At 47.2% G+C, this 20,981-nt stretch carries 19 protein-coding genes; 15 read left to right on the top strand and 4 right to left on the bottom strand.

Going from position 1 to position 20,981, the window contains the following annotated elements; translation table 11 throughout:
* Positions 1-178: 178 nt before the first annotated feature.
* A complete protein-coding gene (gene pseB, locus DW835_RS10605; RefSeq protein WP_118731087.1) occupies positions 179-1,177 on the top strand; it encodes a UDP-N-acetylglucosamine 4,6-dehydratase (inverting) in 999 nt (332 codons plus the stop codon).
* 117 nt (positions 1,178-1,294) lie between these two features.
* A complete protein-coding gene (gene glmS, locus DW835_RS10610) occupies positions 1,295-3,163 on the top strand; it encodes a glutamine--fructose-6-phosphate transaminase (isomerizing) (RefSeq protein ID WP_118669073.1) in 1,869 nt (622 codons plus the stop codon).
* Positions 3,164-3,217: 54 nt separating this feature from the next.
* Here glmS and DW835_RS10615 read toward each other — a convergent pair whose 3' ends face one another.
* On the bottom strand, positions 3,218-3,607 hold the full coding sequence (locus tag DW835_RS10615) for a hypothetical protein (protein ID WP_022312329.1): 390 nt from the start codon (positions 3,605-3,607) through the stop codon (positions 3,218-3,220).
* Positions 3,600-4,124, bottom strand: a complete 525-nt coding sequence (locus DW835_RS10620; RefSeq protein WP_147353715.1) for a hypothetical protein — start codon at positions 4,122-4,124, stop codon at positions 3,600-3,602. The genes DW835_RS10615 and DW835_RS10620 overlap by 8 nt, the downstream gene beginning before the upstream one ends.
* A gap of 308 nt (positions 4,125-4,432) precedes the next feature.
* On the opposite strand from DW835_RS10620, the gene DW835_RS10625 reads away from it, so the two are divergent.
* The 6 genes from DW835_RS10625 (at position 4,433) to DW835_RS10650 (ending at position 9,182) form a co-directional block, all read left to right on the top strand.
* A complete protein-coding gene (locus tag DW835_RS10625) occupies positions 4,433-4,765 on the top strand; it encodes a helix-turn-helix transcriptional regulator (protein ID WP_243037134.1) in 333 nt (110 codons plus the stop codon).
* 17 nt (positions 4,766-4,782) lie between these two features.
* Positions 4,783-5,379: a DUF3990 domain-containing protein gene (locus tag DW835_RS10630; RefSeq protein WP_118669071.1), complete on the top strand. Its 597-nt coding sequence runs from the start codon at positions 4,783-4,785 to the stop codon at positions 5,377-5,379.
* Positions 5,380-5,384: 5 nt separating this feature from the next.
* Positions 5,385-5,603 (top strand): hypothetical protein, encoded by a 219-nt coding sequence (locus DW835_RS10635; protein WP_022312325.1) that lies wholly within the window; start codon positions 5,385-5,387, stop codon positions 5,601-5,603.
* A gap of 166 nt (positions 5,604-5,769) precedes the next feature.
* Positions 5,770-6,114 carry a helix-turn-helix transcriptional regulator gene (locus DW835_RS10640; RefSeq protein WP_118502392.1) on the top strand — a complete coding sequence of 115 codons (345 nt, stop codon included), beginning with the start codon at positions 5,770-5,772 and terminating at the stop codon, positions 6,112-6,114.
* 107 nt (positions 6,115-6,221) lie between these two features.
* Positions 6,222-7,571, top strand: a complete 1,350-nt coding sequence (locus tag DW835_RS10645; protein WP_118669070.1) for a glycosyltransferase family 39 protein — start codon at positions 6,222-6,224, stop codon at positions 7,569-7,571.
* Between the two features lie 288 nt (positions 7,572-7,859).
* Entirely contained in the window at positions 7,860-9,182 is a 1,323-nt protein-coding gene (locus DW835_RS10650; RefSeq protein ID WP_118669069.1) for a sugar phosphate nucleotidyltransferase, read from the top strand.
* On the opposite strand, the gene DW835_RS10655 is transcribed toward DW835_RS10650, so the two are convergent.
* A complete protein-coding gene (locus DW835_RS10655; protein WP_118669068.1) occupies positions 9,136-10,551 on the bottom strand; it encodes an SGNH/GDSL hydrolase family protein in 1,416 nt (471 codons plus the stop codon). The genes DW835_RS10650 and DW835_RS10655 overlap by 47 nt on opposite strands.
* A gap of 159 nt (positions 10,552-10,710) precedes the next feature.
* On the opposite strand from DW835_RS10655, the gene pseC reads away from it, so the two are divergent.
* Entirely contained in the window at positions 10,711-11,910 is a 1,200-nt protein-coding gene (gene pseC / locus DW835_RS10660; RefSeq protein WP_118669067.1) for a UDP-4-amino-4,6-dideoxy-N-acetyl-beta-L-altrosamine transaminase, read from the top strand.
* A gap of 42 nt (positions 11,911-11,952) precedes the next feature.
* Positions 11,953-13,245 carry a hypothetical protein gene (locus DW835_RS10665; RefSeq protein WP_118669066.1) on the top strand — a complete coding sequence of 431 codons (1,293 nt, stop codon included), beginning with the start codon at positions 11,953-11,955 and terminating at the stop codon, positions 13,243-13,245.
* Positions 13,246-13,497: 252 nt separating this feature from the next.
* Here the strand turns inward: DW835_RS10665 and DW835_RS10670 are convergent, their stop codons facing one another.
* Positions 13,498-15,204: a hypothetical protein gene (locus tag DW835_RS10670; protein WP_118669065.1), complete on the bottom strand. Its 1,707-nt coding sequence runs from the start codon at positions 15,202-15,204 to the stop codon at positions 13,498-13,500.
* Between the two features lie 228 nt (positions 15,205-15,432).
* Between DW835_RS10670 and DW835_RS10675 the strand changes: the two genes are divergently transcribed.
* The 5 genes from DW835_RS10675 to DW835_RS10695 are packed head-to-tail and all read left to right on the top strand — an operon-like array spanning position 15,433 to position 20,927.
* Positions 15,433-16,374 (top strand): glycosyltransferase family 2 protein, encoded by a 942-nt coding sequence (locus tag DW835_RS10675; protein ID WP_118669096.1) that lies wholly within the window; start codon positions 15,433-15,435, stop codon positions 16,372-16,374.
* 1 nt (position 16,375) lies between these two features.
* A complete protein-coding gene (locus tag DW835_RS10680) occupies positions 16,376-18,100 on the top strand; it encodes a DUF6020 family protein (protein ID WP_118669064.1) in 1,725 nt (574 codons plus the stop codon).
* Positions 18,093-19,223 (top strand): FAD-dependent oxidoreductase, encoded by a 1,131-nt coding sequence (locus DW835_RS10685; protein ID WP_243037136.1) that lies wholly within the window; start codon positions 18,093-18,095, stop codon positions 19,221-19,223. Before DW835_RS10680 ends, DW835_RS10685 begins: the two co-directional genes overlap by 8 nt.
* A 22-nt stretch (positions 19,224-19,245) precedes the next feature.
* Complete coding sequence (locus DW835_RS10690) at positions 19,246-20,205, top strand: glycosyltransferase (protein WP_118669062.1); 960 nt, start codon at positions 19,246-19,248, stop codon at positions 20,203-20,205.
* Positions 20,202-20,927 carry a glycosyltransferase gene (locus DW835_RS10695; RefSeq protein WP_022312313.1) on the top strand — a complete coding sequence of 242 codons (726 nt, stop codon included), beginning with the start codon at positions 20,202-20,204 and terminating at the stop codon, positions 20,925-20,927. The genes DW835_RS10690 and DW835_RS10695 overlap by 4 nt, the downstream gene beginning before the upstream one ends.
* The last annotated feature ends 54 nt before the right edge of the window (positions 20,928-20,981 follow it).

Here is a 20,981-nt window from a genome sequence, read left to right on the forward strand (position 1 = left end):
AAAAGCTCCCTCGCAGGAAGGCGCTTTGTCTACAGCCTGAGCCAAAGTCCTTTTATGAAAAGGACTTTGGCTATTTTTCTGGAATTATACTGTCTCAGAGAATATGCGTAACAATTGCGTTTTTCCATATAATATGTTATGATGATTAGGAATTTTAAGTGTTGAAAGTGAGGACATTATGTTATTAGATAATAAATCCATTTTGATTACAGGTGGTACCGGCAGTTTTGGTAAGGCATTTACCAAGTATGTGTTGGACAACTACAATCCCAGGAAGATCATCATTTATTCCCGTGATGAGTTCAAGCAGTTTATCATGCAGAATGAATTCAAACAGTATGCTGATAAACTTCGTTTCTTCATTGGTGATGTCAGAGACAAGGAACGTCTGACCAGAGCATTTGAGGGTGTGGATTATGTTATCCATGCTGCAGCTCTGAAGCAGGTGCCTGCCTGCGAATACAATCCAGCTGAGGCGATCAAGACCAATATCCACGGTGCACAGAATGTTATTGATGCCGCATTGGATACCGGTGTGAAAAAGGTGGTTGCTCTGTCCACAGACAAGGCTGTCAATCCGGTAAATTTGTATGGCGGAACCAAACTGGTATCTGACAAGTTATTCATTGCTGCTAACGCTTATGCCGGAAGCAAGGATATCTGCTTCTCCATCGTTCGTTACGGTAATGTGGCTGGAAGCCGCGGATCTGTTATTCCGTTCTTCCACAACATTATCAAGAACGGCGGTACTGAGCTCCCCATCACCGACTATCGCATGACCCGTTTCTGGATCAGTCTTCAGCAGGGCGTGGAACTGGTGATCAAGGCTCTGGAAGAGTCCAAGGGTGGTGAGACTTTCATCTCCAAGATTCCTTCTTTCAAGATCACAGATCTGGCTCAGGCAATGCTGCCGGGATGTGAGATGCCGGAAGTCGGAATTCGCGAAGGCGAAAAGCTTCATGAGATCATGGTAACCGTGGAAGATTCCATGAACACATACGAATATGACAAGCACTTTATTGTATATCCCCAGATGGTATGGAGTGAATCCAGACGTGCTGTTCCTACTGGCAAGAGAGTCGCTGAGGGATTCTCCTATAGTTCCGGTAATAATACCGAATGGCTGAGTGTAGAGCAGATTCGCGAATTGTTAAAGACAATTGATTTAGAAAAATAATTTTAAAAAGATCTGCCGGTATGAGAGCAGATCTTTTGCTTTTATTCCAGGGGCTTATTTCTTAAATAGCAAATCGTAGTAGGAAAATAAGCAGACAATTAGAAAGAGGACTAGTATATGTGTGGAATTGTAGGATTTACAGGAAACAGACAGGCAGCACCGATCCTGTTGGACGGACTGTCAAAACTGGAATATAGAGGGTATGACTCTGCAGGACTTGCAGTCCGCGATGGCGATGCCATGGCACAGGTAGTAAAGGCGAAAGGCCGTCTTTCGAATCTGGTCGAGAAAACGGACAATGGAAATGCGTTGAAAGGAACCTGTGGTATTGGACATACCCGTTGGGCAACCCATGGCGAACCCAGTCAGATCAATGCCCATCCCCATGTCTCCGGCAACTGCAGCAGATCCGGTTCCGGCGCGGTAGAATCGGAAGTGGTAGGCGTACATAATGGTATCATTGAAAATTACACGGAACTGAAAGAAAAACTGCTGAAGCATGGTTATACATTTTACAGCCAGACCGATACAGAGGTAGCGATCAAGCTGGTGGATTATTACTACAAGAAGTATAAACTCGGTCCCATTGATGCCATTGCGAAAACCATGGTGCGCATTCGCGGATCCTATGCGTTGGAGCTGATGTTCCGTGACTATCCCGGTGAGATCTGGGTAGCCCGTAAGGACAGCCCGATGATCATCGGTATTGCGGATGGGGAGACCTATGTGGCATCTGATGTTCCGGCAATTCTGAAATATACCAGAAATGTGTATTATATAGGCAACCTTGAGTTCGCAAAGCTGACTCCGGGAGAAGCTCATTTCTATAACCTGGACGGGGATGAAATCGAGAAGCAGACTACGGAAATCAAATGGGATGCAGAAGCGGCGGAAAAGGCCGGTTTTGAACATTTCATGATGAAAGAGATCCATGAGCAGCCGAAAGCAGTTCAGGATACCCTGAATTCTGTGATCAAGGATGGCAGGATTGACTTCGAAGCAGTGGGAATTACCGAAGATGAGATCAAGGGCTTTGAACAGATTTATATTGTAGCCTGTGGTTCTGCATGGCATGTAGGCATGGCGGCACAGTATGTTCTGGAAGACTTGGCAGATATTTCGGTGCGTGTGGAACTTGCATCAGAATTCAGATACCGGAAAATGTCCTTGAACCCGAAGGCACTGATGATCGTGGTCAGCCAGTCCGGTGAGACAGCGGATACTTTGGCTGCATTAAGACTTGCAAAAGAAAAGGGCATTACCACTATGGCCATTGTCAATGTGGTAGGCAGCAGTATTGCCAGAGAAGCAGATAAAGTATTTTACACACTGGCAGGCCCGGAGATTTCGGTGGCAACCACGAAGGCCTATAGTGCGCAGCTTGCAGCAATGTACTGCCTGGCAGTGCAGTTTGCCAAAGTTCGTGGTAAGATCACAGAAGAGCAGTATGGTTATTATATTGCCGAACTGCTGACGATTCCGGAGAAGGTACAGAAAATTCTGGAAGACAAGGAGCGGCTGCAATGGTTTGCCGCAAAGTATGCCAATGCGTCGGATGTATTCTTCGTAGGACGTGGTATAGACTATGCCGTTTGTCTGGAAGGAAGTCTCAAACTGAAGGAAATCAGCTACATTCATTCCGAAGCATATGCGGCCGGGGAACTGAAGCACGGAACCATCAGTCTGATCGAACAGGGAACGCTGGTGATCGGTGTTCTGACCCAGAACGGGTTATACGAGAAGACCATAAGCAACATGCTGGAGTGCAAGAGCCGTGGTGCATACCTTATGGGCATGACTACCTATGGCAACTACGAAATCGAAGATCAGGTGAACTTCGCTGTCTATGTGCCGAAGGTGGACGAGCATTTCATGGCCAGCCTTGCGGTGATACCGCTACAGCTGCTGGGATATTATGTCAGTGTCGCAAAGGGACTGGATGTAGATAAGCCCAGGAATCTGGCGAAGAGTGTTACGGTGGAATAAAAAATTGGGAAACGCCAGAGCTTCTAAAAGCTCTGGCGTTTTTGAAAAGAGTATTTAAATAGGTTTTGCAAGATCTCCCACATGAGGATTGTCAAAAGGTATCTGCTCCCGGTTATCATCCTGAACAATTTCTTCCACGGTACTGCCGGCCCACATAGTCATGGACGGTGTTGTCTTACGGATTGTCTTTTTGGCTACCGGTTTCCGATATGTGACGGATGTGATGGTGCACATCTTATCCTGGACATGGACGACCTCCCCGGTACCCTTCACAAATTCCAGATATCCTAAGGATTCCCCGGTATCCGGATCCACGATCTCGTGGTCGGAAAGAGAATATACCAGAAATTTGTCCCCTTCCTGCACCCCATTAATAGAACCAACATTAAGAGAAACATCACAATTATCATCGGATACATGTACGATCTTAATCTGTTTACTCATTGGAAACCTCCTGATTTAATATTTTATAGATATAAGGCACAATATCGCTTGTTATAGTAGGGCGCACAATAATGTTATTTTTATTGTCATTAATATAAGAGACAAAATCGGAAATTTCCGAAGCGGAGACTGGGTTCTTGCTCCGCATGTCACCGGGAACGATCCGAATCTGTGCGGATTTTCCGCCGCTGTTTATAGTTTCTACTAATCCAAATCCAATTAATTTTTCGAAATTCCCATCCTTCTTATAAAATGTAACAATCGAGTTGTATGTGATAAAATCATGTGTTTTACAAATACAGACATTGTGACTGCATTCGATGATGGATATCGTGGGAACAGCCTTATCGTTTTTGGATTCTAACCATAGCTTTGCACACATCCAGATGGCAATTAACAGAAAGAATAAAACAATAGAAAATGCCCAAAAGGGGACAGCGGCATCCGGAGGAAACAGGTAAAGTAGAATGGTGGGAATCAATCCGATGGCAAATGCAATCAGATTATATTTATCCATAATAAATTTCCGCATTTAAGATCAGGCTCCTTTCGGGATGTTTTATAAAAAGTATAACATTATCTAATGAGGGAGTAAAGTTTTTGACGGCTAAAGGGATTTCGATAAATCGAGGGAACTTAAGAATCGTGGAGCGGAGAATTGCAATTCATACCATATTATATGGAAAACGTAATTTCTGCGAATCAGAATTCCGGCACTTTATATATGAATAAATATTCCTTGCAACATATCTTGAAAGATACTATCATCAATGATATAATATGAAATAACAAAGTAATCAGGACAACAGAAGAAGGGTATGAATTATGAAAGAAAACGATATAAGAGAAGATATGAATGGCATAAAATTTGAAATTTTGCAAGATGACGAGGAGTGGAAAAAAGATCAGCTAAAAAGATTGCAGGCATATGTGGAAGCAATACAGAAAAAAGTGTCGAGTCATACGGATGAAGTTGTCAAGGAATTGGTGGCAGAGAGACATCGACAGGGTTTGACACAGAGTGATATCGCGGATCGTACAGGGATGAAAGCGTCTAATATTGCCAGACTGGAGAATGGTTCGGGAATTCCTACATTGGTGGTTTTGGAAAAATATGCCAGTGCATTAGGGAAACATATTGAAGTAAAAATACTGTGAAAGAAAGTAAACATAAGATGAAATTATATCATGGAACCAATTATAGTTCAGCAATAAATATAGTTAATCATGGAATCGATCTGAAATATAGTAAACCCTATCTGGATTTTGGCCCGGGTTTTTATACAACGCCAAGCTATGATCATGCAGCGCTGGCAGCAATAAGAACTACTCAGAAATATAATGCGAAAAATAATAAAAACGAGGAACCATACATTGTAGAAGTAGATTATAAACCGATAAGTGCAATGGATTTAGTAATAGGTTCCTATCCACGACATTCGGAAAGATGGGGAAAATTTGTCCTGAATAATCGATTGAAACCACAGATGCTGTCTGCATACAATATACTAGAGCACAATCAGGATGGAAAATACGATATTTGCTATGGAGAAATTGCGGATGGCAATATAATTAATATAGCGTATAAGGTTAACGGAGGCCAAGTCATACCGGAAGACATTAATTATAAGGAGTTTTTGAAAGATAATGGAGAGGTATATCCGCAACAGTATTCCTTTCATACTTTAAAAGCGATATCTTGCATAAAAGTATTATCTTGTGATATGATAAATAACAAGAAGAAATATTTGAACGCAAGGGGAAGAAGGTGAATGGTATGACAAATGCGGAAATCAGGGAATTTAAGAGTTATGTACGGGATACCTTGGTCAGGAAGTATCATTTGAATGAAGTGGAAGCAGCTCGTGCCGTTCGTGATTCTTATTTATCCAAGGCACTGGCAATGGACAAGGATTTTGTCGACCATGATACTGTTGAGGAATGGGCGGAATTTATTTATGATGAAATAAATCATGAAAGCCTGCTGATGATGTAAAACAGAAAATATTATAATACTCAAAAGATCTGCCGACAGGCAGGTCTTTTTGCTTTCTTTCTGCGGAGCGCACGCACACCACACAAAAAATTTTTTGTAAGAATCCGTCGATTTTTGTCATGTACTTTATAGAGACCTAAATAAATGACAAAGGCGGTTAAACAATATGTACGACACCAAAGAAAAATGCAGGGAACTTGCGGAAAAATTCAAACAGCTCTGTGCCGAAAGAGGCACGACACCTTATAAGATTGCAAGGCATTCGGGACTGTCATCCTCTACGGTAAGCTGTTTTCTGACCGGCAAGACAGTTCCCAGAATCGATACCATGATGATTCTTTGCAATCAGCTGGGAATCTCGATCACAGATATCTTCGATGAGCGGGAAATGGTGGAAGTACATGCACAGGAGGAAGAATTGATATTGCATACATATCGTAATCTTCCGGAGGATAAGAAGAAAGCGGTTTTGAAATATCTCAAAATGCTGGACCGGTATACGGAAGACTAGGGACAAATGCAACATTCTGTGGTATGATGTGATAGTGACAGGCCATATGCGGCGGAAAAAATGACGCGGGAAGCCTGAAAGAGAACATCGAAAGGTATCGTACGATTATGAATACTATGACACAGGATACTTCCACCGGTCTTTGGAACAGTAAAAACAGAAAAATTTTCTTCTGGAGCATCCTTGCGCTTGCCATGATCCTGCGTTGCATCCGTTTTGCCACAGTGCCGGACGGTATCAACCAGGACGAGGCCATGGGAGCGGTGGATGCCTGGGCATTATCAAAATACGGAACCGACAGATATGGTACTTTTCTGCCGGTTCATTTTACTGCCTGGAGATACAGTCAGATGAGCGTTCTCCTTGCTTATTGCATGGTCCCCTTTATCAAACTGTTCGGATTCAACACGGTAACGGTGCGTCTGCCGATGGTACTGATCTCCTCTGGCGCGGTGGCATTGGTATATCTTGTGGGCAGGAAATTATTCTCTGAACGGATCGCCCTGGTGGCAATGCTGCTGACCGCTGTGAATCCCTGGCAGTTTATGCAGAGCCGCTGGTCGCTGGATTGCAATCTCTTCCCGCATATTTTCCTGCTGGGATTTTATTTACTGCTTCTTGGATTGGAAAAACGACGCTATTTATACTTGTCCATGGTCTTTTTCGGACTGACATTTTACTGTTACGGTATCGCTGCCTATTCCGTAACTGCATTTCTTTTTGTATTCTTCATATGGTGCCTGTGGAAGCGCCGGCTGAAATTCCGGGAAGGATTGCTGTGCGCACTGATCTTTACGGTAGTGGCCCTGCCGGAAGTCATAGTTCTGGGAATCAATGCGGTACACTTTGGCAGAACCATAAGTACTCCGCTTTTTACCATGCCGTATTTCCCGGACAGTGTGAGAAGCGCAGATATTCTGCTTTTGAACTTTTCCTTTGCACAGCTGGGGAAAAATGCCTGGGCTCTGTTCAGCCATGTATTCCTGCAGCTGCCGGATATTTTCTTCAATTCGATTCCGGCTTTTGGCCCGTTGTATCATGTGTCGATCCCGTTTGTCTTTGCGGGGATCATTGTATTTACCATACAGCTCTTCCGGGAGAAAAACATTGAAAAACAGACACGGATGCTGGCATTATGGGGCTTCCTGGTCACCGGGATCTGGGTCGGCCTGATCACTTACGAAGTCAACATTAACCGTGTGAATATTATTTTCTATCCGATCATCCTGTTATGTGCCTACGGAATCGGTCTGGCGGTTCGAAAATGGAAAAAGCTGTGGCCGGTGGCCGCAGCTGCCTATGGAATCAGCAGTATTCTGTTCTTCGGGACTTATTTTACTACCTATGCGGAAGAAAGCAGAGAGTACTATAACAAAGATTTCATGAAGGCGGTGGCGGAAGCGGATTCTCTGGAGGAATACGAAAGTCTGTACATCACCGGCAATCTGGGCTGGTAGTTCAACCGGGATGCCACGGAGATCCTGACCCAGTATGTCTGTAAGATAGACGCACAGTATTATCAGGGGAAGAGTAATGTCTCCAACGGAAGAGAGCTTCCGGCTTATGCGGACCGGTATCACTACATCTATCCAGAGCAACAGGCCGCAGAACTGGTGGAGATGGTGGGAGACGGCCTGCTGGTATTGTATCAGGGAGATCTGCAATACATTGATTTTTCCTATGATGTAGTGGATACGGTAGGAGATTATCTGCTGCTTACCGTACAGAATTAAGAGAGGACGCTTATGAATATCATACTTTTATCGGGCGGTTCCGGACAGCGGCTTTGGCCCCTGTCCAACGAGATCCGTTCCAAGCAGTTTATCAAAATATTCCATACGGAAGACGGCGGCCTGGAGTCCATGGTGCAGCGAGTATACCGGCAGATCCGGGAGGCGGATCCGGAGGCAAAGATCACGATTGCCACATCCAAGGCACAGATCTCTTCCATCCACAACCAGCTGGGAGAAAATGTCGGTATCAGCATGGAGCCCTGCAGAAGAGACACCTTCCCGGCGATTGCACTGGCGGTGGCATATCTGCAGGATGTGCAGGGAGTGACGGGAGAAGAGCCGGTGATTGTATGTCCGGTGGATCCGTATGTGGAAAAGGATTATTTCGAAGCCTTGCACCGGCTGGAGGAGCGTGCGGCACAGAGTGCGGCACATCTGGTGCTGATGGGTATGGAACCGACGTATCCCAGCGAAAAATATGGCTATATCATTCCGAAAACAGCGGAAAATATCAGCCCGGTGGAAATGTTTAAGGAGAAACCGGACAAGGAGCAGGCAGCGGAATATATCAGACAGGGAGCGCTGTGGAACGGCGGAGTGTTTGCCTTCCGCCTGAATTATGTATTGCAGAAAGCTCATGAACTCATAGAGTTTACCGATTATGAAGATTTGCTGGCAAAATATGAAACCCTACAGAAGATCAGTTTCGACTATGCGGTGGTGGAGAAGGAACCTGAGATCGAGGTCATGCGTTTTGCCGGAACCTGGAAGGATCTGGGTACCTGGAACACCCTGACGGAAGCCATGGACAGTGCATGCGTCGGGGAGGCGGTGCTCAATGAGACCTGCCGGAATGTCCATGTGGTGAATGAGCTGGATATGCCGGTGCTGTGCATGGGATTGCAGGATATTGTCGTGGCGGCCAGCCCCGAGGGGATTCTGGTATCGGACAAAGAGCAGTCCAGCTATATCAAACCATATGTGAGCAGTTTTACCCAGCAGGTCATGTTCGCAGAAAAATCCTGGGGAAGCTTCCGGATTATGGATGTGGAAAAGGAAAGTCTGACGATCAAAGTGACATTGAATCCCGGACATAAGATGAATTATCACAGCCATGAATTCCGGGATGAGGTATGGACGGTGATCTACGGAGAAGGCCGGGCAGTGATAGATGGTGAGGAATGCAGAGTAAAGGCCGGTGATGTGCTGCGGATGCCGGCGGGATGCCGGCATATGCTTCTGGCAGACACGGAGCTCCAGGTGATCGAAGTACAGCTGGGAAAAGATATCAGTGTACAGGATAAGAAAAAATATCCTCCTCTAAAGCCTTTATAATTGCTGTGCCAAACAGGAAACGTCCCTCTTCGTTGGGATGAACGGCATCCACCAGATAGCAGGTAGCATTTTGGGGATTCCATTGCAATGCCTCGTTGGTATTGAGAAAGAAAACGTTCATGGCCGCCGCGGTTTCTTCGGCACCGGTCACATAATCGTTCAGAATTTCATCCAGATCATTGTTGAAAGCGGTACCGTTGTCGAACGCTGTAATGAAATTCGAGGAAGCGATCAGAATTTCAGCATCCGGGTAAGCATCCTGCAGAGATTGCACCCCTGCTTGCAGACCGTCACGGTATTGCTCCACAGTATATCCCGTAAAATAGTCATTCAATCCGTAATTGATTACGAAACAAAGTTTTTTCTCCCCGGAGATTTCGGCAGTATCTTCCGATAAAAAGCGCTGTACGGCACTGGGGAAGGATTTGTCATCGGGGGTCAATTGTGTGGCGGAGGAACCTCCGATGGCACGGTTGTGAACGGAGGCTTTCGTCAGGGCACCGATAACACCGGGGATGGAGGCAAAATCCTGATAGTTTCCGAATACGCTGTCACCGAAAAAGACGATGTCATAATCGGACAGATCGGAGTAGGAAGCAGGGGCATTAATGGCTGCCTGCACCAAGGTATCAAACTGTGTCAGACTGGAGTTATCGGCATCTATACCATGGTATTGCAAGGTGCCGCTCAATACCAGCAGCATGACGGATCGGGCAGCGACAGCATTTAATTCCAGAGGAGTGTCATAGGCATCAGGATTGGAGATCAGCCATTCTTCTCCGCCGGGGAAGAACAGAGAGACATTTTCCCGGACAGACAGGGGAGCTGCCAGAACCTGCACCAGATTTTTGTAGGTTTCGGTGTCGCTGCTGTGGGCCTGCCAGTATTTCAGAGAAGGACAGGAGAATACTATGGTAAATTCAACACCGGAATAAGAATCGACATATGCCAAAAGATACTCATCGAAAGAGGCATAAAATCGACTGTTATTATGGAAATTGCTGTTCCACAGCAGTAAGGGGTCCAAAATGAGCAATACGTGAGTGACCTCATTTCCGGAGGAAAAAGCAGTTTTCAGATAATCGGAGATATCGGAAAAGGAAGTCAGGCGATGGGAACAGCTGACAGCATCGTAACCCATATAGGTAGAGTAAATGTCTTCCGGGAAAGCTTCCGGCGCATACATGGAGCAGAAGACTCCCTGATAGGATTCCTGCTGCAGGCGCCCAAGATCGGCGGAACGTTTTCCGGGTTCATATATTTTCACATAGAGAATTCCGGCGGCTGTTACGGCAAGCAGCAGAACTACAATAACGATACCGGAAAAGAGTTTCCATGATTTTATTTTCTTTTTCGTATTTGAACTCATAAGGCGAAGAGATCCTTTCTGTGAACAGTAAGTATGGATTTATAACGGTTTAATTATACCGCAGCAAAGCGATGGATGCCAACACCATTGTTGTTTTTCTTTCTTCAATATGATAAGATGAGTCAGTAAATAGGCAAAAAGTGACCAAAGGAGGCCCCTATGGAAGAATTAGCTATTTTTGGAGGAAAACCTGTACGAGAGAATAAAATTTTCTACGGACGGCAATATATTGACCAGGCAGATGTAGATGCAGTGGCAGCAGTAATGACCAGCGACTACATTACCTGTGGACCTAAGGTAAAGGAACTGGAAGAACATTTGTGTGAATTGACACATGCTAAATATGCAGTAGTAGTATGCAACGGAACTGCAGCCCTGCATCTGGCGGCTCTGGCAGCGGGTTTTGGCGAAGGGGATGAGGTTATCGTAAGCTCCATTACATTTGCAGCTTCTTCCAACTGTGTATTATATGCCGGTGCAAAGCCGGTCTTTGCGGATATTAACCCGGAGACTTATAATATTGATCCGGCATCCATTCGGAAGCTGATCACCCCCAGAACCAAGGCAATTGTCGCAGTGGATTTCACCGGACAGGCTGTGGAACTGGATGAGATCAGGAAAATCTGCAAAGAGCATAACCTGCTCCTGATCGAGGATGCGGCGCATGCCATTGGGACAACCTATAAGGGACAGCCGGTGGGAAGCCTGGCAGATATGACCTGCTTCAGCTTCCATCCGGTGAAGACAGTAACCGGTGGAGAAGGCGGAGCAATTACAACGAATGATGAGAAACTATATCGCCATCTGAGGAGATTGAGAACTCATGGTATTACGAGAGATCCGGAGGAAATGGTACATCCTACAGATGCTCTGTGGTACAACGAGCAGGTGGAACTGGGCTTTAACTATCGTATGACGGATTTTCAGGCAGCATTGTTACTTAGCCAGTTAAAGAAGCTTCCTGCTTTTGAGAAACGTAGAAAGGAAATCCGCAAACGCTACAACGAAGCCTTCGCAGACATGCCGGAACTGATCCTGCAGAAGGAGATCCCGGAGTCTGACACGACCTGGCATCTGTATGTACTGCATCTGAATCTGGAGAATCTGAACTGCGACAGACGGCAGTTCTTTGACGCGCTGTATGCAGAGAATACCTGCCCACAGGTACATTATCTGCCGGTATACTGGCACTCTTATTATGAAAAACTGGGTTATGAAAAAGGGCTGTGCCCGAATGCGGAGAAATACTACAACGAAGTCATGAGTATTCCTCTGTACTACGGATTGACCGACGAAGACGTGGAAGATGTGATCCATGCGGTGAAAAAAGTGGTAGCATATTACACGAAGCTGAAATAGGATCCGACTGTGAAACCTGGACGGATAGCGGGAAAAGGCGGCATGAGACAGAAAACAGCAGAAAATAGTACGGGAAAAAGAAATAATGTCGAAAATTTCATAGAGATCGTTGTGTTTGCCGTACTGGTGGGGATTGCTTCGGCGGTTACTCTCTGGCTGTTTTACCGGCAGTGCGTGGAAAGTATGTTGGGGACGGGATTGTATCATTCCGATATGAAGGCATACATTCTGGAAATGCAGGGACTGGACAGCGGTTACAGCTTTCCCTATCCGATCCTCTTCAAGCTGGCGGCAGTGATCCATCTGGTCACAGGCAGTCTGCCCACCGGAACGGAACTGGCCATGGCGCTGGCAGCGATGTTGCTGAACAGCGCAGCGATGATCGCCCTGAAAATAATGCTGGACAGGCACGTGGGGGCGGAGTTGCGTAAAGCCATGCCCGGGAAAGCCTGGCTTCCCGGCGTACTCACAGGAACGGTAGCGGTATCCCTGTTTTTCGTATCCATGGTATATCCGCCAATGGGAATCTATCTGCCGGGGATCAAGTACAAGTATCTGGGAGTATTTACGGCAAATCCTTTCCATAACGCTACTTATATGGCGGCACGACCCTTTGCAATCCTGGCATTTTTCAAGTATGCAGAGCTGATGCCTCTGTATGAACAGGACAATGCCCACAAGGAGTATGGAAGAGATTATATCCTCTTTTCTGTTTATCTGTTACTGGCAACGATGGCGAAGCCGAGCTTTACGATCGTACTGGTGGGGGCCGCGGGAATTCTGATGCTGTGGAGAATGTTCCACAGCAAATTCCGGAACTTCATGCCCACCATTTGGCTGGGAGTATGCTTCCTTCCTACTTTTGCGGATCTGTTGTACCAGTTCCGCGGTGTGTTCGTCCCGCAGGAGGGACAGGAAGGCGGCATCGGTTTTACGCTGGGACATGTGTGGCTGCAGTATTGCGGTAATCTTCCGCTGGCTATCGGTCTGGCTGTCGGTTTCCCGATCCTGGTGCTTCTGTTGAACTATAAGGAGTTGTGCAGAGACAGCATTTACCGCTTCTCCTGGCAGATTTACGGTATGAGTTTTCTGATGGCGTTTTGCCTGTACGAGAAGGGATTCCGGGAGATGGATTTTAACTTTTCCTGGGGATATATGTACGGTATCTTTTTTGCATTTGTGGGAGCACTGTTGGTATTGCTGCGGGCTACCGGAAAGGCGGATACGAAGAAGAAAAAGGGACTGGCTGCGATACAATGGCTGGCCTATCTGTGGCATCTGGTGTGTGGCCTGTATTACTTCTGGGGCTTTTTACAGGGGGCCATGTATTATTAGAAAATACTGTTTCCGTAGGATTTTCGTAAATAAGCCGTTTATAAGCATTCTCGTACAAAAAGTATGGTAAGATAGGATTTTTTGTACGAAATTTGTTCAAAATATTTTATTAACGAAAATAATAATTTTTTTGGGCTTGAAAAAACATATTTTTGTATTTTATTTGTGAATTTTGAGGTTTAAAATACAAACGAGAACTCCCGTGAACCGAATGGAATGTTATTTTATTCGATTCACGGGAGTTTTTTGCTTTTATGAATTTGAGTGACGTGTCAGCGTTCTGTTGCTGCGCCATGCTGCCAGACGCACGAGTCCATCATGGATCCCGGCGGCACAGTAAGGCATCAGCAGCAGGCTGTACACGAAAATATAGCGGGAATTGGCTTCCCAGATCGTGTGGAACAGGAAACCGCCCAGCACGGCGATCAGTCCCGTATAGGTGTAGAGGCAGATGTTGTGGAAACGGAAATCGTCGTTGGCTGCGGCATTCGCGGAGCCATTGCCGGGACGGCGCTTTCTGACTGTAGCAATACAGAACAACAGCATGCCCAGATACAACACATTCTGCCAGGCATTGCCCCATTCGATATAAGCAGAGGCAAGAGAACCTTCATAGACTTCCTTCAAAAAGTCGCTTCGCCCACCGTAGGTGGCCAGAGTGGCCTGCCGGCTGGCATAAGTACCGTCTGCCCATTGAGACAGATGCTTGTGGAGATAGAAGTTCACGGCATAGCCGGGATGCTCCCGGAAATAGGCTATACGCTCGTTGATCGCCGCCCGGCTGATTGCATTGGCTGCGTCGGAATTCATCCCGGCAGCATCATAGGTATCGATATTGAAGCCGTTGTACCAGCCGCATCCCCGGGAAGATTCCTGCATCCCCATGGCAAAATAGGACACGGCGGTGACACCGGAACTTAAGGTATTGCCAGCTTTTTTCTCGTAGCACTTCTGCACCAGCGGCAGGACTCCCACGGAGGTAATGGAAAGACAGACTGCCATAGCCATCAGGCCGATGCACGCCCTGCCGCTGCGTCCCGGACGCAGCGCTTCGAAGAACAGCACCAGCAGCACAGCAATAATGAGGATCAGGGAGTTCTTGCGCAGCATCACACTTAAAGTAAGGAACAGGATACTGCCAAGGGCGGTAAAGACCGTAACTGCGGATAATGCGTGGGAAGTACCCACGACGTGGGTGCCGTCCGGGGAAGTGGTCTCCACGGAATGTGCCGGAATACAGTCTGCCAACAGCTTTAACAGAAGAAATAGTCCCACAGAAAGCATTGCGAAGGAAGGGATCTCGCCATAGACGAAGGAACTGTACAGGATCATAGGCAGGTTACAGCATACCAGAATCAGATAACAGCAGGAGACCGGTTCCCAATCATCCGGCCACAGATAGCGCAGGGAACGGTACTGGAACAGAACGGCCACGCACAGCAGGCAGACATAGACCAGCTTGACAAAATGCCAGGCGGGAGCGCTCAGCCCGGTGAGATTCCACAGGCGGAGCAGCAGCTCCAGAAAGGCCATCAGGCCGATCTGCTGTGGATAATAGGACAGATAAGAGACAGTGGGGTGGATAATATCTTTATTTCCAAGGATCCATTCAGCGGCAGCATTGTATACAGATAAGGCGTCCGCAGCAGGAACTGTGCGGCCGAAGACGATGAGCACCCCACCCAGAAGCAGGATCAGCCCCAGAGTAAAAACAAGCAGCCCGCGGCGGAATTTCGCACCGGCCTTGCCGGACAGAGACAGACAACAGGCAAATAAAAGCCCGTATCCGGCAAGCTCTGGCAGATTCCACAAGGGATTGTCAAAGCGCAGAAGCACCTGCTGGGTCTCCATGTTTTCGGCATAACAGGTAGTGAGAAAGCTGCCAATAAACAGAAAAACTGCCAGCAGCAGTGTCAGGATCTTTACGATATTTACAGACAGACGATAAAACTTTTGCATGGGAAAAGTCCTTTCTTGCCAGCAAGCACCGGCGAGAGACAGGAAGTCTTCCGGAACTTTTGAGCGCTGCATTTTCACGCTTGATTATAGCATAAAAAAACAGTGGCTGTAAATCAATAAGCGTGGTACAATAGTTTTATATATGCAAAAGGAAAGCCCGATTTATCAGGCGGTTTTGCAAATTTATGTGATGCTCTGAATGATAAAATGAAATACGAGGAATGGAAAATGGATAAAATTGCGGTATTGATTCCCTGCTATAACGAGGAAAAGACCATCGCCAAGGTGGTGTCGGATGTGAAAAAGTTCCTGCCCCAGGCAGTGACCTATGTATATGATAACAATTCCACCGACCGCACTGTGGAGCTGGCTACGGAGGCAGGAGCAATCGTACGCTATGAATATGCACAGGGAAAGGGAAATGTAATACGCCGGATGTTCCGTGAGATCGATGCGGAATGTTACCTGATGATCGACGGAGATGACACATATCCGCTGGATTGCGCACAGGAGATGGTAGACAGGGTATTGCAGCACCAGGCGGATATGGTGGTGGGAGACCGGCTTTCCTCTACTTATTTTACGGAGAACAAGCGCCCGTTCCACAATTTCGGCAACAGTCTGATGCGGGCGGGGATCAACAGCCTGTTTCATGCCAACATTAAGGATATCATGACTGGTTATCGCGCTTTCAGCTATGAATTTGTAAAGACGTTCCCGGTATTTTCCAAGGGATTCGAGATCGAGACAGAGATGACGATCCACGCGGTGAACTACAACATGCAGGTGGAAAACGTAGTGGTGGAATACCGCAATCGTCCCCAGGGCAGTGAGTCCAAGCTGAATACCTACAGCGATGGCTTCCGTGTGATCCGTAAAATGATGCAGCTGTACAAAAATTACAAGCCGCTGCACTTTTTCGGTATGCTGGCCCTGTTATTGATCGCTGTTTCCGTGATCCTGTTCGTACCGGTCTTCCTGGAATATCTGAATACCGGTCTGGTGCCCAGATTCCCGACACTGATCGCCTGTGGCTTTATCCTGCTGGCGGGGATCCAGTCGTTTTTTGCCGGTATGATGCTGGAAGTCATGGCGGCCAAGGACCGGAAAGATTTTGAATATCGCCTGAATCGCGTCCATGGGGAGCATCAGGTGCGTAAAGGGTTGTAATATGCAGGAAAAGAAAATTCTTCCCAGACGCAAAGGCGTTGTATTGCTGAGTGTTCTGGGATGTCTGTTTGTATTTTTTGCAAAAACAGAAAAAGATCTGGCATCTGCGGGAAACATCCTGTGGACGGCAGACTACATCGGAAGTACTTTGCTGTGGACGGTAGTGCTGGGGTGCCTTCTGGGATTTCTTGGAACCTGGGTGGTGCATCGACTTTGGAACCGGGCACAGACCGCCGAAGACACCGGGAAAAAGCAGGCTGCATGGTATGCCCGCCTTTCCGCCTGGCTGCAGCGCCGCTCCGGTGTGCAGATATTTTTCGGAAGTCTGTTGTTTCTGCTGTTGGCCTGGCTGCCGGTATATCTGGCATATTATCCCGGAATCTGTGCCTATGATGCACCGGTGCAGACGGGACAGATCATGGAACATTATTATTTCGATCATCACCCCATTGTGCATACTCTGTTTCTACAGGGGATGCTGTGGCTGGGAAGTCATATCTTCGGCAGTGTGAATGCCGGAATGGCATTCTATACGGCAGTACAGATGCTGCTGCTTTCGGGAAGCATGGCTTATGGAATGCTGGTACTGCATCACCGGAAAACTGCCGCAGGGTGGCAGCTGGCCATTCAGTTACTGGGGATGTTTTTCCCGTTTCACTGGTATATGAGTGTCAGCATGACCAAGGACACGGTATTCAGTGTATTTTTGCTGTTGCAGCTGGTCAGTCTCGCAGATCTGCTGTGGGAAGACCGCAATGCCTGGCGGCCCGGGATCCGGGATCTGCTGTTTGCCCTGGGAACCGTGGGGATGATCTTATTCCGTAACAACGGAAAATATGCAATGATCGTATTGTTGGCTTTTACATTCCTGACCTTTTGTTTCGGAAAAAAAGCGAGGAAGCTCTGGGGGAGACTGCTGGTGGTATGCGGAGCAGCTTTCTGCGTAGGGCTTTTTGTGCTGTCTGCGGTATTTTCCGTCACGCATGCGGAACAGGGAGACCGCCGGGAGATGCTGAGCATGCCGATCCAGCAGTTATCCCGCTGTATGATCTATCACGGGGGAGTCAGCGTCCTTGCGGAGGATGACAATACCATGGATGCGGCGGACAAAGCACTGATCAATGATTTTATTCTGGATGAGGCGTATCGGGATTATGATCCCGGAATTGCGGATCCTGTCAAAAGACATACCAACACTTATGTGGCACGCTACCGTTCCGGTGAATTTATCCGGGTATATCTGCACCTGCTGACGCAGTATCCGGGAGATATGATCAATGCGGCACTGGCTACCAATGCCGGGTTCCTGTCTCCGTTTGATACGACCCATGCGGATGTGAACCGTGTGGAGGGCAGAGCAGGATTAAGCTATGTGCAGACCAGATGGGAAGAAGACACGCTGAATGACAGAGGGATCTACAAGGACAGCAAATGGCCGTGGCTCTTTGAACAGCTGGAGAGCTGGGCGGAGAACAACAGTTATCTGCGGACTCCGGTATTGAAATATCTCTTCGTGCCGGGAAGCTATCTGTGGCTGTATCTGGCCCTGGCAGCAGTGCTGGTGATCGTAGACAGGAAGCGGTTCTGTCTGCCCCTTGCCATTGTGGCAGGCTATTACGGGACCATGTTGTTCGGGCCCACCGTACAGATGCGATATGTATATCCGGTGATGCTGGCGCTGCCTTATGTACTGGCGCTTGTCACCGGCAGGAGGAAAAATGGATAAACTGATCATCGGTGCGGGACTGTATGGCTTGTACGCGGCCCTGTACTGTGGAAAAAGAGGACAACAGGTAGAGGTACTGGAGATCGAACAGGCTCCTTTTACCAGAGCCACATATATCAATCAGGCCAGAGTTCACATGGGCTACCATTATCCCAGATCTCTGTCCACCGCTATGAAATCAGCGGGGTATTTCAAGCGTTTTGTGGAGGACTATTCCTTCTGTATTCATACGAAGTTTGAGCAGATCTACGCGACTTCCAGCCATTTTTCCTGGACAGACGCAACCGAGTTCCGCAAATTCTGCAAGGATGCGGGGATCCCCTGCAAACCTCTTCCGGTGGAAGAGTATTTTCAGCCGGGCTTGTGTGACGGAGCGTTCCTGACGGAGGAATATACGTACGATGCCCATATTTTGCGGGATTACCTCATGGAGGAGATTGCAAAATATCCCGGCATAAAGCTGCATTTCGGACGGAAGATCACGGAGATCGAAAAGCAGACGGACTGTTATGAGGTGACGGCACTTCACGAAGGAAAACAGGAGGTCTACCGGGCTCCCTTTGTCCTGAATGCCACCTATGCTTCTGTGAATCAGATCCTGAGGAAAGTAAAGGGCGCAGAGACTCAGGATTTCGGACTGAAATATGAACTGTGCGAGATCATTCTCTGCAAAGCCAGCGATAAGATCCGGAATATCGGTTTTACGGTAATGGATGGCCCCTTTTTCTCCATTATGCCGTTTGGAAAGACCGGTTATCATTCCCTGACTTCGGTAACCTTTACTCCTCATAAGACCAGCTATGATGCGACACCACAGTTTCCCTGTGTGGGAGAGAATGGCAACTGCTGTCAGGGAGGTTTTCTGGGGAACTGTAACGATTGCCCCGGCAGACCGGAGAGCGCCTGGGAGTATATGTCCACACTGGCACGGAAATATATGCGGGAAGAGTATGCGTTCAGCTATGAGAAATCTTTGTTTTCCATGAAGCCCATTCTGAAGGCTTCGGAGATCGACGATTCGAGACCCACAGTAATCCGGGCTCTTTCCGAAGATCCTGTTTTTATCAGTGTATTATCGGGCAAGATCAATACCGTATATGATCTGGATCCGTTTTTAGATTAATCGCGAAGAAAAAGGAAACATTATGGAGAAAGAAGCAATACAGAATAAAGAGAAAAATTTCGTATCCTGCGTGCTGTATCTGCACAACGATGGAAAAAATATCAGAGAGTTTCTGAAGACTGTCTGCGGGACCATGGAACAGAATTTTGAAAAATATGAGATCGTCTGTGTGAATGACTGCTGCATGGATGATACCATTGAGGAGATCCACCGGTATCTGGGAGAAAGCAATACCCGCCATGTGGTGAGCCTGATCAATCTGAGCTTTTATCAGGGGGTGGAAATGGCCATGAACGCCGGAAGAGATCTGGCTGTTGGAGATTTTCTCTTTGAATTCGACCGTTGTCTGCTGGATTTTGAACCGTCCCTGATCATGGATATCTATCATAAGGCATTGGAAGGCTATGACGTGGTGGCTGCGGCACCGAAGCGGAATGTAGCATTTACCTCCAGACTTTTCTATGCGGTGTACAATTTGGGAAGCCGTAATACCCATAAGCTGCGTCAGGAACGTTTCCGCATTATTTCCAGACGGGCAGTGAACCGTGTGAATCAGATGAATGCGTATATTCCTTACCGCAAGGCCATGTATATGAACTGCGGACTGCGGGCGGAGACCATAGTCTATGACAATAAAGAGATGGCAAAGGGAACCAGGAACCGGGAAGAGCGGAATACCCGCAGCAGTCTGGCTCTGGATACGCTGATCATTTTCACGGATGTACTGGAGAAATTTTCCATGCTGATCAGTAGTATTCTGTTTGTAGTCATGGTGATCATGTTCGGGTGGATCGTTTATTCCATCTTCAGCACGGTACGCCCGGTGGAAGGCTGGATGAGCCTGATGACTCTGATTTCTTTTGGATTTTTCATGATGTCGGTGATGCTGACATTGATCTTCAAATACCTGTCCGTCATTCTGAATATGAGCTTTAAGAGACAGCGTTATGTAATAGAAGGAGTGGAAAAACTGACAAAATGATGTTTACGATAATTTTTCCGGTATTAAATGAGCGTCTGCGGCTGGAAAGCGGTGTGACACGGACGGTGGAGTATCTGCGCAAGATCGCATTTGAAGATTATGAGATCATTATTGTGGATAACGGTTCCGAGGACGAGACCCCGCAGATCGCGGAGATGCTCTGTCAGAAATATGAAAAAGTAAGATATGAGAGAATCAATGTCCGCGGTGTCGGTGCGGCTTTCCGCAGAGGTGTGGAATTGAGCCACGGTGACGTGGTGGGATATATGGACATTGACCTGTCTACCAATATCAAACATCTGGGAGAGGCAATCCATCTTTTTGAAACACAGCCTCAGATCGAATACATTAACGGCAGCCGTTTCGCCAGAGAATCCGATACAAAGGGAAGAAAATGGTATCGCAGGATCACGTCCCAGGGACTGTTGATTCTGTTGAAACTGTTCCTGCGGATGAAGTCCACGGATGCCATCTGCGGCTTTACCTTTGTACGCAGACAGACTGCTCTTTCCCTGATTGAGGGCTGCAGTCAGGATAACGGCTGGTTCTATATGATCGAATTCCTGTTACGGGCGGAGAAGCGGGGCGTGAAGATCCTGGATTACCCGGTGGAGTGGCAGGAAGATTACAATACTACCGTTAAGGTATTTAAGACGATCTGTAATTATCTGGTACAGATTGCAAGATTGTTTAACGAGTTTTATATTAAGAAGCATATATAAGATGCCAGGGGAAAAAGGTCTAAGCCCACATGAACTCGCTCATAAGTGCGTAGC

The sequence above is a fragment of the Clostridium sp. AM34-9AC genome, assembly GCF_003480225.1.
GTDB lineage: Bacteria > Bacillota > Clostridia > Lachnospirales > Lachnospiraceae > Acetatifactor > Acetatifactor acetigignens.

Bases quoted from the DNA above. Each gene is read 5' to 3' on its own strand.
- pseB (WP_118731087.1), top strand. From the start codon at position 179: ATGTTATTAGATAATAAATCCATTTTGATTACAGGTGGTACCGGCAGT.
- glmS (WP_118669073.1), top strand. From the start codon at position 1,295: ATGTGTGGAATTGTAGGATTTACAGGAAACAGACAGGCAGCACCGATC.
- DW835_RS10615 (WP_022312329.1), bottom strand. From the start codon at position 3,607: ATGAGTAAACAGATTAAGATCGTACATGTATCCGATGATAATTGTGAT.
- DW835_RS10620 (WP_147353715.1), bottom strand. From the start codon at position 4,124: ATGGATAAATATAATCTGATTGCATTTGCCATCGGATTGATTCCCACC.
- DW835_RS10625 (WP_243037134.1), top strand. From the start codon at position 4,433: ATGAAAGAAAACGATATAAGAGAAGATATGAATGGCATAAAATTTGAA.
- DW835_RS10630 (WP_118669071.1), top strand. From the start codon at position 4,783: ATGAAATTATATCATGGAACCAATTATAGTTCAGCAATAAATATAGTT.
- DW835_RS10635 (WP_022312325.1), top strand. From the start codon at position 5,385: ATGACAAATGCGGAAATCAGGGAATTTAAGAGTTATGTACGGGATACC.
- DW835_RS10640 (WP_118502392.1), top strand. From the start codon at position 5,770: ATGTACGACACCAAAGAAAAATGCAGGGAACTTGCGGAAAAATTCAAA.
- DW835_RS10645 (WP_118669070.1), top strand. From the start codon at position 6,222: ATGAATACTATGACACAGGATACTTCCACCGGTCTTTGGAACAGTAAA.
- DW835_RS10650 (WP_118669069.1), top strand. From the start codon at position 7,860: ATGAATATCATACTTTTATCGGGCGGTTCCGGACAGCGGCTTTGGCCC.
- DW835_RS10655 (WP_118669068.1), bottom strand. From the start codon at position 10,551: ATGAGTTCAAATACGAAAAAGAAAATAAAATCATGGAAACTCTTTTCC.
- pseC (WP_118669067.1), top strand. From the start codon at position 10,711: ATGGAAGAATTAGCTATTTTTGGAGGAAAACCTGTACGAGAGAATAAA.
- DW835_RS10665 (WP_118669066.1), top strand. From the start codon at position 11,953: ATGAGACAGAAAACAGCAGAAAATAGTACGGGAAAAAGAAATAATGTC.
- DW835_RS10670 (WP_118669065.1), bottom strand. From the start codon at position 15,204: ATGCAAAAGTTTTATCGTCTGTCTGTAAATATCGTAAAGATCCTGACA.
- DW835_RS10675 (WP_118669096.1), top strand. From the start codon at position 15,433: ATGGATAAAATTGCGGTATTGATTCCCTGCTATAACGAGGAAAAGACC.
- DW835_RS10680 (WP_118669064.1), top strand. From the start codon at position 16,376: ATGCAGGAAAAGAAAATTCTTCCCAGACGCAAAGGCGTTGTATTGCTG.
- DW835_RS10685 (WP_243037136.1), top strand. From the start codon at position 18,093: ATGGATAAACTGATCATCGGTGCGGGACTGTATGGCTTGTACGCGGCC.
- DW835_RS10690 (WP_118669062.1), top strand. From the start codon at position 19,246: ATGGAGAAAGAAGCAATACAGAATAAAGAGAAAAATTTCGTATCCTGC.
- DW835_RS10695 (WP_022312313.1), top strand. From the start codon at position 20,202: ATGATGTTTACGATAATTTTTCCGGTATTAAATGAGCGTCTGCGGCTG.